Consider the following 16,592-nt stretch of genomic DNA (forward strand, 5'->3'; position numbering starts at 1 on the left):
GTGTTCACTGAAGATCCCTGTGGGAGCGAGCCTGCTCGCGAAAAGGGCGACGCGGTTTGTCAGGCCTGGTGGGTAATCCGCCCATCCATCAAGGTGTAGCGCACCACGCCCGGCAGGCTGTGGCCGAGGAATGGGCAGTTGTCACCCTTGGAACGCCAGGCTTCGCCGGCCACGGTGGAGGCGGCCGGGTCGAACAGCACCAGGTCCGCCGGCGCGCCCACCGCCAGTTTCCCGGCTGGCAGCTGCAGCGCCTGGGCCGGGCCGGCGCTCAGGCGTGCGAGCAGAGTCGGCAGGTCCAGCAAACCGTCCTCCACCAGCGTCATGGCCAGCGGCAACAGCAGTTCGACGCTGCTGATGCCCGGCTCGGTGGCGCCGAACGGTGCCAGCTTGGCATCGCGCTCGTGGGGTTGGTGATGGCTGGAAATGGCCGAGATCACCCCGGACTTCACCGCCTCGCGCAAGCCCTCGCGGTCGGCGCGGGTGCGCAGCGGCGGCTGGACGTGATAGACGCTGTTGAAATCGATCAGCGCTTCGTCGGTCAGGATCAGCTGATACAGCGCCACATCGGCGGTCACCGGCAAGCCTCGGGCCTGGGCCTGGGCGATCAGCGCGGCGCCACGGGCACTGGTCAGTTGGCTGAAGTGCGCGCGTACACCGCTCTGCTCGACCAACAGCAGGTCCCGGGCCAGGGCCACGGTCTCGGCGGTTTCCGGGATGCCTGGCAAGCCGAGGAAGCTGGCGGTCGGGCCTTCATGGGCCAGGCCACCTTCGGCCAGGTCGTGGTCCTGGGAGTTGAAGATCACCGTCAGGCCGAAAGTCGCCGCGTATTCGAGGGCGCGGCACAGGGTCCGGGTATTGCGGAAACTGTTGAGGCCGTTGCCGAACGCCACGCAACCGGCGTCACGCAGCGCGATGAGTTCGGCCAGTTGTTCGCCTTCCAGGCCTTTGCTCAGTGCGCCAATCGGGAAGACCTTGGTGTTGCCGGCCTCGCGGGCGCGGTCGAGGATCAGTTCGGCCACGGCCGAGGTGTCCAGCACCGGCTTGGTCTGCGGCGGGCAGCACAGGCTGGTCACGCCACCAGCGGCGGCGGCGCGGGTTTCGCTGACGATGCTGCCTTTGCGGCTGTAGCCCGGCTCGCGCAGGGCAACGTTCAGGTCCACCAGGCCGGGCGCGGCCACCAGGCCTTGGGCGTCGAGGACCTCGGCCGCCACGAAGCCTGTCGGTGCGGCGCCGAGGGCGACGATCTTGCAGGCATCGATATGAATGTCAGTCACTTGATCCAGGCCGCTGGCCGGATCGATCACGCGTGCGCCGAGAATGCTGAGCTTCACTGGGCGTTCTCCTGGTCGAATTGGCGCTGGGCCGTTTGCCCGCTCATGGCCATGGACAGCACGGCCATGCGGATGGCGATGCCGTAGGTCACCTGGTTGAGGATCACCGAGTGCGGCCCGTCGGCCACCGCCGACTCGATCTCCACGCCGCGATTGATCGGCCCCGGGTGCATGACGATGGCGTCCGGCTTGGCGCCGGCCAGGCGCGCGGTGGTCAGGCCGAACAGGCGGTAGAACTCGCCTTCGCTGGGCAGCAGGCCGCCGGTCATGCGCTCGCGTTGCAGCCGCAGCATGATCACCACGTCCACATCCTTCAGGCCTTCGGTCATGTCGGTGTAGACCTTCACGCCGTATTGCTCGACGCCGATGGGCAGCAGGGTTTTCGGTGCGATCACGCGGATGTCCGGACAGCCGAGGGTCTTGAGCGCGAGCATGTTCGAGCGGGCCACCCGCGAGTGCAGGATGTCGCCGACGATGGCCACCGACAGGTTCTCGAAGCTGCCCTTGTGCCGACGGATGGTCAGCATGTCCAGCATGCCCTGGGTCGGATGAGCGTGACGGCCGTCGCCACCGTTGATGATCGCCACTTGCGGGCACACGTGCTCGGCAATGAAATGCGCCGCGCCGGAGTCGCCGTGGCGCACGACGAACATGTCGGCGGCCATGGCTTCGAGGTTGCGCAGCGTGTCGAGCAGGGTTTCGCCCTTGCTCGCCGAGGATGTCGACACGTTCAGGGTGATCACGTCCGCCGACAGCCGCTGGGCCGCCAGTTCGAAGGTGGTGCGGGTGCGGGTGGAGTTTTCGAAGAACACGTTGCACACGGTCTTGCCGCGCAGCAACGGGACTTTTTTCACCGCCCGGGCGCCGACTTCGAGGAACGAGTCGGCGGTGTCGAGGATTTCTGTCAGCAGCTCGCGGCGCAGGCCGTCGAGGGACAGGAAGTGCCGCAGCTGGCCCTGATCGTTGAGCTGCAGCGGGCGCTTGGTTTCGAGAGGCGTCATCGCGATGGACTCTGGCAAGGGCAGTTAAAGGGCGAGGTCTTGCAGTTCGAGTTGCAGCGGCGCCGGGCCGGAAAGCTTGACCCGTTCATGGGCCGCCAGCGCCAGCGTCGCGCCGACCACGTTAGGGCGGATCGGCAGTTCGGCGGCGTCCAGGTCGAGCAGGCAGACCAGCGTAACGCTGGCCGGGCGACCGTAGTCGAACAACTCATTCATGGCGGCGCGGATGGTCCGCCCGCTCATCAGCACGTCGTCGATCAGCACCAGGTGCTGGCCTTCGATCTCGAACGGCAGCGCCGAAGGGCGTACTTGCGGGTGCAGGCCGTTCTGGCTGAAGTCGTCGCGGTAGAAGGACACGTCCAGGGTGCCCAGCGGCGAGTCGCTGCCCAGTTCATCGAGCAAGGCCTGGGCAACCCAGACGCCGCCGGTGCGAATGCCGATGTAGCGCGGTTCGCTGATGCCACGTTGTTCCAGGTGCGCCGTGAGACGGATCGCCATCTGGCTGATCAGTTCGGCAGGATTGGGCAGGCTCATGCTGGCTCCTTCAGGTTTGCGGGTCGGTGCTCATGACTCGGCTTGTCGCTAGAAGAAAGCGCCTTGGCGGCGCTTTCAAAAATCAGGTTTCGAACAGGGCGGAGTTGGCATCAAGCCAGCCTTGCAGCAGCAGGGCGGCGGCCATGGCGTCCACCGGGTTGTCGCGGTAACTGCCTTTCTGCCCGCCGCGCATCAGGCGCTCGCCCTTGGCCTCGAAGGTGGTCAGGCGTTCGTCATGGGTATAGAAGGGCAGATTGAAGCGGCCATTGAGCCGGCGAGCGAATTTTTCCGCACGCAGGCACATGTCGCTGGGCGTGCCGTCCATGTTCAATGGCAGGCCGACCACCACGGCGTCGGGTTTCCATTCCTTGATCAGCGCTTCGACCTGGTTCCAGTCCGGAACGCCGTTCTGCGCTTTTAATGTGCACAGCTCGCGGGCCTGGCCGGTAATGACCTGGCCGACCGCGACGCCGATCTGTTTGGTGCCGTAATCAAAACCCAGCAGCAGGCGCAGGGCCATCAGGCGTGGCCCGCCTGGCTGGTAAGCAGGCCCAGGTTCACGCCCAATCGGCTGGCCGCCGCTTCCAGGCGCAATTCGCTGCTGGTGTTGAACAGGATGTCGGCATCGAACGGGCACGTCAGCCAGGCGTTGTCGGCCAGCTCGGCTTCCAGCTGTCCGGGTTCCCAACCGGCATAACCCAGGGCGATCAGGCTTTTTTCCGGGCCGACGCCGTCGGCGATGGCAAACAGCACGTCCTGGGAAGTGGACAGCGACACGCCGTTCAGATCAACGGTGGCCTGGAATTTGGGACCCGACGGATGGAGCACGAAACCGCGATCGGTCTGCACCGGGCCGCCGATGAAAATCGGTACGTGCTGGCACAGGAGTGGCGGCTCGACCTCGGGACGCAGCTGCTCAAGGATATCCGCCAGGTTCAGCTCCTGCGGGCGGTTTACCACCAATCCCATGGCCCCATTGGCCGTGTGCTCGACGATGTAGGTCAAGGTATGGGCAAAGTTCGGATCGGCCATGTGCGGCATGGCAATCAGGAAGTGATGCTTGAGGTAGGTGGGGCTGACGTTTTTCATAGGCGCTAGTGTGGCGGCGCATGGCCGAACTGACAAGCCGGGGATGTGCTGCAAATGGTCCGGCGCACGCAAATTCCCTTGTGGGAGCGAGCCTGCTCGCGATGCGGTGTACCAGTCGCCATCCATGCCGAGTGACCAATGGCTTTCGCGAGCAGGCTCGCTCCCACAGGGTATTGTTACTGCCTGAAGATCAGTTACTGGACAGCCGATCACCCCGGGCAAATTTCCAGGTGCGGATGATTTCCAGGCGGTCGATGTCCGACAGGTCCCCGGTGAACGGCGCGAACGGCGCGGCCAGGCGCACGATCCGCTGGGCGGCCTGGTCCAGCAGCGGCTGGCCGGAGGACTCAAGCACCAGCACTTCATACAGCGAGCCGTCGCGGTTGATCGAAACCATCAGCCGCAAATTGCCGTAGATCTGTTTGCGCCGGGCTTCCTCGGGGTAGTTCAGGTTGCCTATACGCTCGACCTTCTTGCGCCATTCATCCTTGTACCAGGCGCCCTTGTCGCGCATGGTCGACGCGGCGCTCAGGCGGTGGATGCGCGGGCGCTTGGCGTACAACTGCTGTTCCTGGGCCAGTTCGGCCTCCAGGCTGGCGATGTCGCTGGACAGCTGGGAGCTGTCGAAGGTCGGTTCCGGCGCCTTGGGCTTGGGGTCGGGCTTGACCTCTTCCTTGACCGGGGCCTTTTTCGGCTTCGGCGCGGTAGTGGTCACGGCGGCCTTGGGCGCAGTTTCCTGAACTTCCGGCTTGGCGGCCGGCGGTGGGGTGATCTTCTGGACCTTGTTGTCCTGGAATGGCGCGATTTCGGTCGTCTTGGGAATCGCTTTCTTTTCCAGGGTGCCGCTGCCCTGCTGGTTTTCCTGAGCAAGGAAATCGGCCTTCTGAGGCTTGGTTTCGCTCTTGAAGGTCGCCAGGGTGATCTCCAGGGTCTGGCTGATCTGCTTGGGTTCGACCGTGGCAAACCCGACGCCCAGCAGCACCGCCAGGTGGATCAGTGCCGCCAGGAACAGCGTAAAACCGAGGCGATCAGCCGGGCGCACGCCACGATGGGCGAGCTCTTGGGGCAGATCGGACGGGAGTGTCATGACAAGGAAACCAGCATCACGTTTTTTCAGGCCGGGCATGATAACGCAATGTGGGTTTCCTTCATCAGGATCTGGATCAACGCGCCTTGAGCTTCTGATCGATGGCATCCATCAGCATCCCGCCGATGTCGGTGCCAAAGGCATTGTCGATCTCGCGGATGCAGGTCGGGCTGGTGACGTTGATCTCCGTCAGGTGCTCGCCGATCACGTCCAGGCCGACGAACAGCAGGCCTTTCTCGCGTAGCGTCGGGCCGACCTGGGCGGCGATCCAGCGGTCCTTGTCGGTCAGCGGGCGGGCTTCGCCACGGCCGCCAGCCGCCAGGTTGCCACGGGTTTCACCGGCCGCCGGGATGCGCGCCAGGCAATAGTCCACCGGCTCGCCGTCGATCATCAGGATGCGCTTGTCGCCGTCGACGATGGCCGGCAGGTAACCCTGGATCATGATCTGCTGCTTGCCATGCAAGGTCAGGGTTTCGAGGATCACCGACAGGTTCGGATGGCCGGCGGTGTGACGGAAGATCGACGAGCCGCCCATGCCGTCCAGCGGCTTGAGGATCACATCGCCGTGGTGATCGGCGAATTCGCGCAGAACGTCCGGGCGACGGCTGACGATGGTCGGCGGCGTGCACTGCGGGAACAGCGTGGCGAACAGCTTCTCGTTGCAGTCGCGCAGGCTCTGGGGCTTGTTGACCACCAGCACACCGGCGCTTTCGGCCTGCTCCAGCAGGTAGGTGGAGTAGACGAACTCCATGTCGAACGGCGGATCCTTGCGCATCAGGATCACGTCCAGGTCGCTCAGCAGCGCGTCGCTTTCCGCGCCCAGTTCGAACCACTTCTCAGGGTTGGCGAAGACCTTCAGCGGCTTCATTCGCGCGCGCGCCTGGCCCTCGGCCTGGTAAAGGTCGCGCTGTTCCATGTAGAACAGCTCCCAGCCGCGCTTCTGAGCGGCCAGCAGCATGGCCAGCGAGCTATCCTTCTTATAGGAAATGCTGGCGATTGGGTCCATGACAATGCCGACGCGTACGCTCATGGCTTGGTTCCTCGAAAATGGGGTGGGCACGAATGGCTTGAAAAAGTGGCGTCAGAGTGGCGCCCCGAAGTTTGGCGGTCAAGGAAAAAACCGCCGTGCCGAGCGGCTGATAGATCGGCGATGGAGACTGTGCTAAAAAGGCTGCCATGTGACGTGCGGGCCTTGAACATCAAGGGTTTGCGCTGTCGATCACACTTACGCGTTAAAAACCGGTTTGCAGTGGCAATGGCAGAGCATCTCACGCAGCAGCAACCCAGCGCCTTGAAGGTCATGGTCATCGACGACTCGAAGACCATCCGCCGCACCGCCGAGACCTTGCTGCGCAACGTTGGCTGCGAGGTCATCACGGCGGTCGACGGCTTCGACGCCATGGCCAAGATCGTCGACCACCATCCGGGCATCATCTTTGTCGACATCATGATGCCGCGCCTGGACGGTTACCAGACCTGTGCCCTGATCAAGAACAACAGCGCCTTCAAGGCGACGCCGGTGATCATGCTGTCGTCCCGCGACGGTCTGTTCGACAAGGCCAAGGGGCGCATCGTCGGCTCCGATCAGTTTCTGACCAAGCCTTTCAGCAAGGAAGAATTGCTGGGCGCGATACAGGCCCATGTTCCGGGTTTTGCCGCTGTCCAGCCGCACCAGGCACATTAATGACGCTCGGCCTTCGGCCTGGGGTCTACAGAAGAAATGGGGAACACCATGGCACGAGTTCTGATCGTCGATGATTCGCCGACTGAAATGTACAAATTGACCGGCATGCTGGAAAAGCACGGCCATCAGGTCTTGAAAGCCGAGAATGGCGCCGACGGCGTGGCCCTGGCCCGCCAGGAAAAGCCCGACGCGGTGCTGATGGACATCGTCATGCCCGGCCTCAACGGTTTCCAGGCCACGCGCCAGCTGACCAAGGACCCGGACACGGGGCATATCCCGGTCATCATCATCACCACCAAGGACCAGGAAACCGACAAGGTCTGGGGGACCCGCCAAGGGGCGAAGGACTACCTGACCAAACCGGTGGACGAAGAAACCCTGATCGCGACCTTGAACAAAGTACTGGCGGGTTGAACGCGCGGCCATGAGCCACTCCCTGACCGCATTCGAACTGTTGCTTCAGATCGATCGGCGCTGTCGGCTGCTGGGCGCGGACCTGCCGTCCCAGCCAACCCATCGCGACAGTTGGAGCGGGATCGGCTTTCGCCTCGGCGAGCATTGGTACGTGGCGCCCATGGGCGAGGTCAGCGAAGTGCTGCACGAGCCGCGCTACACGTCGTTGCCCGGGGTCAAGCCATGGGTTCGCGGAGTGGCTAACCTGCGCGGACGTTTATTGCCGCTGATGGACCTGTGCGGTTTTTTCGGTCACGAGCTGTCCAGTGTGCGCAAGCAGCGGCGGGTGCTGGTGGTCGATAACGAAGAAGTCTTCGCCGGCTTGCTGGTGGACGAAGTCCTCGGGCTGCAGCATTTCGCCCAGGGCAGCCTGGAACCGGTTTTGCCTGGCTACCTCGATGGCCCGGAATCGGCCTTCGTCCAGGGCCGTTTTCCTGGCGATCGGCAGTGGCAGGTGTTCAGCCCTTTTGCCGTGACGCGTTCGCCAGGGTTCATGAATGTGGCGGTTTAACAGGCCGCAGCGCGGCCTCTGTGGGAGCGAGCCTGCTCGCGAAAGCGATGGATCAGCTGCATCGATGCTGGCTGTTCCATCGCTATTCGCGAGCAGGCTCGCTCCCACAGGAGGGCTGTGGTGAGAGGCCGGATTGAGCAGGACAGGCGAGTACCGATGATCAAAGCAAAAACAGGCAAGCCTCTGGAAGCGTCGCGCAGTCGGTCGCAGATCATCGTGCTGTTCGTCGCGCTGATTGTCTTCATCATGCTGTTGTTCGCCAACTTCGCGTACCTCAACACCCAGTCCACCTATGACAAACAGTACATCGGCCACGCCGGTGAGCTGCGGGTGCTGTCCCAGCGCATTGCCAAGAACGCCACCGAAGCCGCGGCCGGCAAGGCCGCCGCGTTCAAGTTGCTGAGTGATGCGCGCAACGATTTTGCCCAGCGTTGGGGATACCTGAAGCAAGGCGACCCGGTGACCGGCCTGCCTCCCGCGCCCGCCACCCTGCGCCCGCAGATGCGCGCGGTACAGCTGGACTGGGAGCGCCTGCTGAAGAACACCGATGCGATTCTCTCCAGCGAGCAGACCGTCCTGTCGCTGCACCAGGTTGCCGCGACCCTCGCCGAAACCGTGCCGCAACTGCAGGTCGAATACGAAAAAGTCGTCGAAATCCTCTTGCAGCGGGGCGCCCCGGCCTCACAGGTGGCCATGGCCCAGCGCCAGTCACTGCTGGCCGAGCGTATTCTCGGCGCGGTGAATACCGTATTGGCCGGCGACGAGAACGCCAGCCAGGCTGCCGACACCTTCGGTCGTGACGCCGCGCGTTTTGGCCAGGTGCTCAATGGCATGCTGCAAGGCGACCCGACCTTGAAGATCCCCCAGGTCCAGGATCGTGACGCCCGGGCGCGCCTGACGGAAATCAGCGAGTTGTTCGAATTTGTCTCGGGCTCGGTGGACGAAATCCTCGAGACCTCACCGGAGCTGTTCAAGGTCCGCGAGTCGGCGGGCAACATCTTCAACCTGTCGCAGACCCTGCTCGACGAAGCCTCTCACCTGGCCACAGCTTTCGAGAACCTGGCCGGCGGCCGTTCCGTCAACAGCATCGGCGGGTATGTGCTGGGCCTGCTGGCACTGATGTCGATCATCCTCATCGGCCTGGTGATGGTGCGTGAAACCAACCGTCAACTGCGCGAAACCGCGGAAAAGAACGAGCGCAACCAGAACGCGATCATGCGCCTGCTGGACGAAATCGAGGACCTGGCCGATGGCGACCTGACCGTCACCGCCTCGGTCACCGAGGACTTCACCGGGACCATCGCCGATTCCATCAACTATTCGGTGGACCAGTTGCGCGATCTGGTGGCGACCATCAACCTCACGGCCGGCCAGGTGGCCGCCGCCGTGCAGGAAACCCAGGCCACGGCGATGCATCTGGCCCAGGCGTCGGAACACCAGGCCCAGCAAATTTCCGAAGCGTCGACTTCAATCAATGAAATGGCCCAGTCCATCGACCAGGTATCGGCCAACGCGGCCGAGTCGTCGGCGGTGGCCGAGCGCTCCGTGGAAATCGCCAACAAGGGCAACGAGGTGGTGCACAACACCATTCATGGCATGGACAACATTCGCGAGCAGATCCAGGACACCGCCAAGCGCATCAAGCGCCTCGGTGAGTCGTCACAGGAAATCGGCGACATTGTCAGCCTGATCGATGACATCGCCGACCAGACCAACATCCTTGCGCTCAACGCGGCGATCCAGGCGTCCATGGCGGGCGATGCCGGTCGGGGTTTTGCGGTGGTGGCCGACGAAGTGCAGCGCTTGGCCGAGCGCTCCTCGGCGGCCACCCGGCAGATCGAGACGCTGGTGCGGGCGATCCAGGCCGACACCAACGAAGCGGTGATCTCCATGGAGCAGACCACCACCGAGGTGGTGCGCGGTGCCCGACTGGCCCAGGATGCCGGCGTCGCCCTGGAAGAAATCGAGGGCGTTTCCAAGACCCTGGCGGCGCTGATCCAGAGCATCTCCAACGCGGCGCAGCAACAGACCACCTCGGCGGGACAGATTTCGCTGACCATGAACGTGATCCAGCAGATCACCAGCCAGACCTCGTCCGGCTCAACCGCCACGGCCGAGAGCATCGGCAACCTGGCAAAGATGGCCAGTCAGCTGCGTCGCTCGGTGTCCGGGTTCACCTTGCCCGCGGCACCTGTGGCGGATGAGGATAAGGTGTGACTGGGCTGCTGGGAGGATATGTCCCTGTGGCAAGGGCGCTTTTGTGGCGAGGGAGCTTGCTCCCGCTGGGGGGCGTAGCCGCCCCAAAGATTTTGTGAGCGCTGCGCACTCAAGCGGGAGCAAGCTCCCTCGCCACAAGGCCTGACGCGCTGCATATGATTTGGAGTCGTTATGGGTGATCGGCACGACTACGTGGCCCTGGAATGGGTCAAGGGCGAGATTGCCGAAACGCTGAAGCAGGCCCACCTGGCCCTCAATCGCCTGGTGGACGACCCCCAGGCGTCGGATGCGCTTGCCCAATGCCTGGCCTGCATTCACCAGGTCCATGGCGGCCTGCAGATGATCGAGTTCTACGGCGCGGCGTTGCTGGCCGAGGAAATGGAGCAACTGTGCAGCGCGCTGCAGGACAACCGCATCGCCCACCGCGAGGAAGCGATCAGCCTGTTGCGCCAGGCCCTGGGCCAGTTGCCGGTCTACCTCGAACGGGTGCAGGGTGCTCGTCGCGACCTGCCGCTGGCGGTGCTGCCCTTGCTCAACGATCTGCGCAGTGCGCGGGGCGAGAGCCTGTTGTCGGAGACCAGCCTGTTCAGCCCGGAACTGCCCGATATCGCGCCGCTGGGCGAGGACGCCTTGAAGCGGCTCGCGCCGGCGGACCTGCCGGGCACCTTACGCAAATTGCGCCAGACCCTGCAGGTGGCCCTGGTGGGCCTGTTGCGCGAGCAGGACGACGCGACTCACCTCGGTTACCTGGCCAAAGTCTTTCAGCGCCTTGAAGCGCTTTGCGCCGCAGCGCCGCTCAATGCGTTGTGGCAGGTCGCTTCGGCATTGGTCGAAGGCATGCGCGAGGGGCGTATCGCCAACAGCCCGGCGCTGCGCAGCCTGTTCAAGGATGCTGACAAGGAACTCAAGCGCTTGCTGGAGCAAGGCATGCCGGGCATCAACCAAGCGGCCCCGCCACACCTGCTCAAGAGTCTGTTGTTCTATATTGCCAAGGCCGAACATCCCAGCGGGCAGATGCAGATCATGAAAGAACGCTACTCACTGGACGACGCGCTGCCCGACAGCGCCATGGTCGATGAAGAACGCGCGCGCCTGGCCGGGCCCGACCGCGATGCCATGCGCTCGGTACTGGCAGCGCTCTGCGAGGAGCTGGTGCGGGTCAAGGAACGCCTGGACCTGTTCGTGCGCAGCGACCGCCAGCATGCCTCGGAGCTGGACAGCCTGCTGGCGCCCCTGCGGCAGATTGCCGACACCCTGGCGGTGCTGGGTTTCGGCCAGCCGCGCAAGGTCATCATCGATCAACTGGCCGTCGTACTGAGCCTCGCCCAGGGCCAGCGCGAGCCTGATGACGCGACGCTCATGGACGTTGCCGGAGCCTTGCTGTACGTCGAGGCAACCCTGGCCGGAATGGTCGGCACCGTCGAGCCTGAAAGCCGCGAAGACAATCGCCTGCCGACGACCGACCTGACCCAGATCCATCAGATCGTCATCAAGGAAGCCCATACCTGCCTGCAACAGGCCAAGGACATGATCGTCGACTACATCGACGCACACTGGAACAGCGCGCAGCTTGAGCCATTGCCGGCGCTGCTGACCCAGGTCCGCGGGGCGCTGGCGATGATTCCCCTGAGCCGCGCCGCCCGCCTGGTGGAGGCTTGCAACGATTTCATCCGTGAACACCTGCTGCTCGACCTTGCCCAGCCGGGGTGGGAAGCACTCGATCACCTGGCCGATGTGATTACCGGCCTGGAATATTACCTGGAGCGTTTGAGCGAAGACCCGTTGATGCCCGCCGAGAATCTGCTCGACGGCGTTGAGCGGAGCCTGGGCGCCCTCGGCTACTTTCCCGACGAAGCCCGCGTGCCCTTGCTCGATGACCGGCTGAGCCCGAACGAGGCCCAGGTCATGCAGGATTTGCAGGAACTGGACGACCCACAGACCGTGCAATCGCTCGCTGATGTTCTGGCCAGCCCGGTCTCGGCGGTCAACCCGCCGGCCAAAGGCATGCCCGGTAGCCTGCTGCCGCCGCCCGTGGATGAGCATCCGGTGGACGACGAGCTGCGGGAGGTCTTCCTCGAGGAAACCGACGAGGTGCTCGATGTCCTGCGCGAATACCTGCCGCGCTGGGCTGCGCAGCCCGACGACCAAGGCGCGCTCACTGAGCTGCGCCGGGCCTTCCATACCCTCAAGGGCAGCGGCCGGATGGTTCGGGCACTGGTGCTGGGTGAGTTGGCCTGGGCGGTGGAAAACCTGCTCAACCGCGTGCTGGAGCGCAGCGTCGAGCCGGGCGCTTCGGTTCGGCAATTGCTTGAGGACGCGGTGCGATTGCTGCCGGAACTGGTCGCCGAATTCGCTGCCCAGCGCCAATGCCAGCGCGACGACGTCGACCGTCTGGCCGCTCGCGCCCATGCCCTGGCCAAGGGTGGCGATGAGGAAGATGACGACCAGCAGGACGTGGCCGCTCTCGACCCCTTGCTGCTGAAAATCTTCGACAACGAAGCCCAGGGGCATCTGGCCGCGCTTGATCGATTCCTCGACCAGGCCGCCGAACATCTGCCATTGCAGGCCAGCGACGAGCTGCAAAGGGCCTTGCACACGCTCAAGGGCAGTGCATCGATGGCCGGTGTGCTGCCGATCGCCGAACTGGCCGGGGCGATGGACGAGATGGCCCGGGAATACAAGGCGCACCTGATCGCTTTCGACCTGGATGAGATCGAGCTGCTGCTGGAGGCTGAAGGGTTGCTGCGCCGCGGTCTGCGCCAGCTGCATAACGAGCCGCTGGCAGCGATTCCCGGCGCCGCGGACCTGATCCAGCGAACCCAGGCACTGTCCGTCGAACGCCTGCAAACGGCTCTCAACACGCCGGACCAGGGCGTGCGAACCAAGCGCGACCCGCAATTGATCAACAATTTTCTCGCCCAGGGCATGGATATCCTGCTGGACGCGGAGAACCTGCTGCGGCGCTGGCAGCAACACCCCGGCGAGGGCCAGGAGCTGAGCGCGCTGCTCGATGAGTTGACCACCCTTGGCGAAGGCGCGCATCTGGCCGACCTGCACCCGGTGGACGAGCTCTGCGAAGCCTTGCTGGACTTGTATGGTGCCGTCGAGGAAAGCAGCCTGGCGGTCAGCGACAGGTTTTTCCATGAGGCGCAGCTTGCTCACGAAGCGTTGATCGACATGCTCGACGAATTGGCTGCCGGCCAGCACGTGCGTGCGCAACCTGCCCGGGTGCAGGCCCTGCGCAGCCTGCTCCAGGAAGGCCTAGACCCGACAGCCACGGGACTGATCCGCAGTGACGGCAGCCGCACGTTGAGCATCCGCGAGCTGGGTCATGCGACGGCTGAGATGGAGCGCAGTTCGCCGGCGGCTGTTTCGGTGGACGACGATATCGCCGCGATCTTTCTCGAAGAGGCCCAGGATATTCTTGAAAGCGCCGCACAGGCCTTGCAGCGCTGGCTCGCCGACCCGGAGAACGGCGCGCCGTTGTCCTCGCTGCAGCGTGACTTGCACACCCTCAAGGGCGGCGCACGCATGGCGGATGTGCGGCCGGTGAGCGACCTGGCCGGGGAGCTCGAAACCCTATACGAAGGGCTGGTGGATCGCCGCTACAGTTACAGCGAGGAGCTGGCGCAACTGCTCAACAGCAGTCATGAACGCCTCGATCTGTTGCTCGGGCAACTGCAACAAGGCCAACCGCTGGGCGATCCCGTGGCGTTGATCGACGCCATTCATCGTTTCCGCCAGGACAAGCCGAACGCCATCGAGGTGGCGGGGCATCGGCAAAATGACACGGCGGGCCATGATCCGGAGTTGCTGGAAATCTTTCTAGAGGAAGGTTTCGATATCCTCGACAGTTCCGGGGCGGCGTTGCAACGCTGGCAGGAAGAGCCGTCGAACCGTCAGGCGGTGGAAACCCTGCTGCGCGATCTGCACACCCTCAAGGGTGGCGCGCGGATGGTGGAGATCGGGCCCATCGGCGACCTTGCCCATGAACTGGAGAACCTTTACGAAGGGCTGTCGGCGGGCCTGTTACAACCGAGCCCGGCGCTTTTTGCCTTGCTGCAAGGCAGCCATGACCGGCTGGCCCACATGCTCGACGCCGTCCGTGCCGGGCAGCCGTGCCCGCCGGCCGACCGGCTGATCGCGCAGATCCAGGCGGTCAATCATCCGCAGCACAACGAGGCGCCCCAGATCGTTACGCCGGTCGAGCCGGCACCGGCCCAGGCCGCGCCGCCGATGCGAGCCGAGCCCGCCGCGCCGGGCGATGGCGCGGACATGGTCAAGGTCTCCGCCGAACTGCTCGACGATCTGGTCAACCTGGCCGGGGAAACTTCGATTTTCCGTGGGCGCATCGAGCAACAGGTCAACGACGCGCGCATCGCCCTGAACGAGATGGAAACCACCATCGAGCGCATGCGCGATCAACTGCGACGCCTGGATACCGAAACCCAGGGGCGGATTCTCAGCCGCCAGCAGGTGGACGCAGAACGACTGGGCTACGAAGAATTCGACCCACTGGAAATGGATCGCCATTCCCAGCTGCAGCAACTGTCTCGGGCGCTGTTCGAGTCTGCCTCGGACCTGCTTGACCTCAAGGAAACGCTAGACCGCAGCAACCACGACGCCGAAAACCTGCTGCAACAGCAGGGGCGCATCAACACCGAGCTCCAGGAGGGCCTGATGCGTACGCGCATGGTGCCGTTCGAGCGCATGCTGCCGCGCCTCAAGCGCATCGTCCGGCAGGTGGCGCAGGAGCTGGGCAAGGACGTCGAGTTCGTGGTCGACAATGCCGAAGGCGAGATGGACCGCAACGTGCTCGAACGCATGGCGGCGCCTCTGGAGCATATGTTGCGCAATGCCGTTGATCATGGCCTGGAGCCCGCCGATGTACGCATCGCAGCCGGCAAACCGGCGCGGGGACGCATCAGCCTGGACCTGTCCCGCGAAGGCGGCGACATCATTTTCGACATCCGTGACGACGGCGCCGGGGTGCCATTGGACGCGGTGCGGCGCAAGGCGATAAAGCGTGGGCTGCTGGCGCCCGACAGCGATATCAGCGACCGCGACGTGCTGCAGTTCATCCTGCAGCCAGGTTTTTCCACGGCGGAAAAAATCACCCAGATCTCCGGGCGCGGCGTCGGTATGGACGTGGTCCACGAAGAAGTGCGGCAACTGGGCGGCAGCATGGTCATCGATTCGACGCCGGGCAAGGGCGTGCATTTTCGTATCCGGCTGCCATTCACCGTGGCGGTCAACCGGGCGCTGATGGTGCAGTGTCACGACGATCAATACGCCATCCCGCTCAACACCATCGAGAGCATCGTCCGGGTATTGCCCGCCGAACTGGATGGCTACTACCAGCTCGATCCGCCGACCTACACCTACGCCGGGCAACGTTATGAGTTGTGCTACCTGGGCGAGTTGCTGAAAACCGGCGCCCGACCGAAATTGCTCGGCCAGAGCCAGCCATTACCGGTGCTGCTGGTGCAATGCAACGAACGACACGTCGCCGTGCAGGTAGACGCCACCGCCGGCACCCGGGAAATCGTGGTCAAGAGCCTCGGCCCGCAATTCTCGGCGGTCCAGGGCTTGTCCGGGGCAACGATCCTGGGGGACGGCCGGGTGGTGCTGATTCTCGACCTGCTCGCGCCGATCCGCGCCTTGCCCAACCAGGCGGCGCGCCGTCCGGCCGTGGTGCAAGGCGAGGGCGAGCAGCAGCGGCCTTTGCTGGTGCTGGTGGTGGACGATTCGGTAACAGTGCGCAAGGTCACCAGTCGCCTGCTGGAACGCCACGGCATGCATGTGCTCACCGCCAAGGACGGCGTGGACGCCATGGCATTGCTGGCCGAACATTCGCCGGACCTGATGCTGCTGGACATCGAGATGCCCCGCATGGATGGTTTCGAAGTGGCGACGCAAGTGCGCAACGACCCGCGCCTGGCGCATCTGCCGATCATCATGATCACCTCCCGCACCGGCCAGAAACACCGCGACCGCGCCATGGCCGTCGGCGTAAACGACTACCTGGGCAAGCCGTACCAGGAGTCGGTGCTGCTCGACAGCATCGCCCACTGGAGCAAGACCCATGCATGAGCACCGCACCAGCCATCTCACAGGTTTGTTGCTGCCGCTTGCCGACCGGCATCTGATCCTGCCGAACGTGGCCGTGGCCGAGTTGATCGACTACCAGAGCAGCGTGTTCGATCTGGACACCCCGCCCTGGTTCCTGGGCTGGGTAAGCTGGCGCGAACGGCAGATCCCGCTGCTGAGCTTCGAGTCAGCCTGCGGCCAGAAGACCGTGATCGGCGAGCGCGCTCGCATCGTCGTGCTCAACGCCCTGGGCGGCCGCCCGGAACTGCGTTTCATCGCGCTGCTGGTCCAGGGCATCCCGCGCTCCTGCAAGCTCGACACCCAGTTGAGCTACGTCGACGTGCCGCTGTGCGGATTGGAGCAGGCGGCCGTGCAAGTGGGCGAGCATGTGGCGAAAGTGCCGGATCTGCTGGCGTTGGAAGAGCTGGTGGTTGCGGCGGGGTTGGTAAGAGTTGAGTCAGCCAACTGACTAATGTAGGAGCGAGCCTGCTCGCGATAGCGGTGGGTCAGGCGGCATCGATTTTGGCTGTTACATTGCCATCGCGAGCAAGCCCGCTCCCACAAAGGCTCGTATCAATCCGGGCTAACCATTACGCCA

The 16,592-nt window shown here is 64.2% G+C and carries 13 protein-coding genes; 6 read left to right on the plus strand and 7 right to left on the minus strand.

The annotated features are described in order from the left end of the window. Positions 1 to 59: 59 nt before the first annotated feature. From J3P89_RS01500 to gshB, 7 genes are all read right to left on the minus strand, one after another. Positions 60 to 1,331, minus strand: a complete 1,272-nt coding sequence (locus J3P89_RS01500) for a dihydroorotase (protein WP_434696531.1) — start codon at positions 1,329 to 1,331, stop codon at positions 60 to 62. After that, on the minus strand, positions 1,328 to 2,332 hold the full coding sequence (locus tag J3P89_RS01505) for an aspartate carbamoyltransferase catalytic subunit (protein ID WP_003177495.1): 1,005 nt from the start codon (positions 2,330 to 2,332) through the stop codon (positions 1,328 to 1,330). Before J3P89_RS01505 ends, J3P89_RS01500 begins: the two co-directional genes overlap by 4 nt. Before the next feature lie 24 nt (positions 2,333 to 2,356). Continuing rightward, the gene (pyrR, locus tag J3P89_RS01510) at positions 2,357 to 2,863 is read right to left on the minus strand and encodes a bifunctional pyr operon transcriptional regulator/uracil phosphoribosyltransferase PyrR (RefSeq protein WP_305498180.1); all 507 of its coding nucleotides are present in this window, start codon (positions 2,861 to 2,863) and stop codon (positions 2,357 to 2,359) included. 82 nt (positions 2,864 to 2,945) lie between these two features. Further along, entirely contained in the window at positions 2,946 to 3,383 is a 438-nt protein-coding gene (gene ruvX, locus J3P89_RS01515; protein WP_434696532.1) for a Holliday junction resolvase RuvX, read from the minus strand. Continuing rightward, the gene (locus J3P89_RS01520; protein WP_305498183.1) at positions 3,383 to 3,952 is read right to left on the minus strand and encodes a YqgE/AlgH family protein; all 570 of its coding nucleotides are present in this window, start codon (positions 3,950 to 3,952) and stop codon (positions 3,383 to 3,385) included. Before J3P89_RS01520 ends, ruvX begins: the two co-directional genes overlap by 1 nt. 190 nt (positions 3,953 to 4,142) lie before the next feature. After that, the gene (locus J3P89_RS01525) at positions 4,143 to 5,039 is read right to left on the minus strand and encodes a TonB family protein (protein WP_434571196.1); all 897 of its coding nucleotides are present in this window, start codon (positions 5,037 to 5,039) and stop codon (positions 4,143 to 4,145) included. Between the two features lie 76 nt (positions 5,040 to 5,115). After that, the gene (gene gshB / locus J3P89_RS01530; protein ID WP_434627385.1) at positions 5,116 to 6,069 is read right to left on the minus strand and encodes a glutathione synthase; all 954 of its coding nucleotides are present in this window, start codon (positions 6,067 to 6,069) and stop codon (positions 5,116 to 5,118) included. Positions 6,070 to 6,294: 225 nt separating this feature from the next. Between gshB and J3P89_RS01535 the strand changes: the two genes are divergently transcribed. The 6 genes from J3P89_RS01535 (at position 6,295) to J3P89_RS01560 (ending at position 16,463) form a co-directional block, all read left to right on the plus strand. After that, positions 6,295 to 6,723: a response regulator gene (locus tag J3P89_RS01535; RefSeq protein WP_434571200.1), complete on the plus strand. Its 429-nt coding sequence runs from the start codon at positions 6,295 to 6,297 to the stop codon at positions 6,721 to 6,723. Between the two features lie 48 nt (positions 6,724 to 6,771). After that, a complete protein-coding gene (gene pilH / locus J3P89_RS01540) occupies positions 6,772 to 7,137 on the plus strand; it encodes a twitching motility response regulator PilH (RefSeq protein WP_186612056.1) in 366 nt (121 codons plus the stop codon). 10 nt (positions 7,138 to 7,147) lie between these two features. Continuing rightward, positions 7,148 to 7,687, plus strand: coding sequence for a chemotaxis protein CheW (locus J3P89_RS01545; RefSeq protein ID WP_434571202.1), 540 nt, complete (start codon positions 7,148 to 7,150; stop codon positions 7,685 to 7,687). A 156-nt stretch (positions 7,688 to 7,843) separates the two neighbouring features. Continuing rightward, a complete protein-coding gene (locus J3P89_RS01550) occupies positions 7,844 to 9,904 on the plus strand; it encodes a methyl-accepting chemotaxis protein (protein WP_305498193.1) in 2,061 nt (686 codons plus the stop codon). A 171-nt stretch (positions 9,905 to 10,075) separates the two neighbouring features. Then, complete coding sequence (locus J3P89_RS01555; protein WP_434696533.1) at positions 10,076 to 15,997, plus strand: Hpt domain-containing protein; 5,922 nt, start codon at positions 10,076 to 10,078, stop codon at positions 15,995 to 15,997. Next, entirely contained in the window at positions 15,990 to 16,463 is a 474-nt protein-coding gene (locus J3P89_RS01560) for a chemotaxis protein CheW (protein ID WP_434627390.1), read from the plus strand. The genes J3P89_RS01555 and J3P89_RS01560 overlap by 8 nt, the downstream gene beginning before the upstream one ends. Positions 16,464 to 16,592: the final 129 nt, after the last annotated feature.

It is taken from the genome of Pseudomonas sp. Z1-14 (assembly GCF_051132005.1).
Lineage (GTDB): Bacteria > Pseudomonadota > Gammaproteobacteria > Pseudomonadales > Pseudomonadaceae > Aquipseudomonas.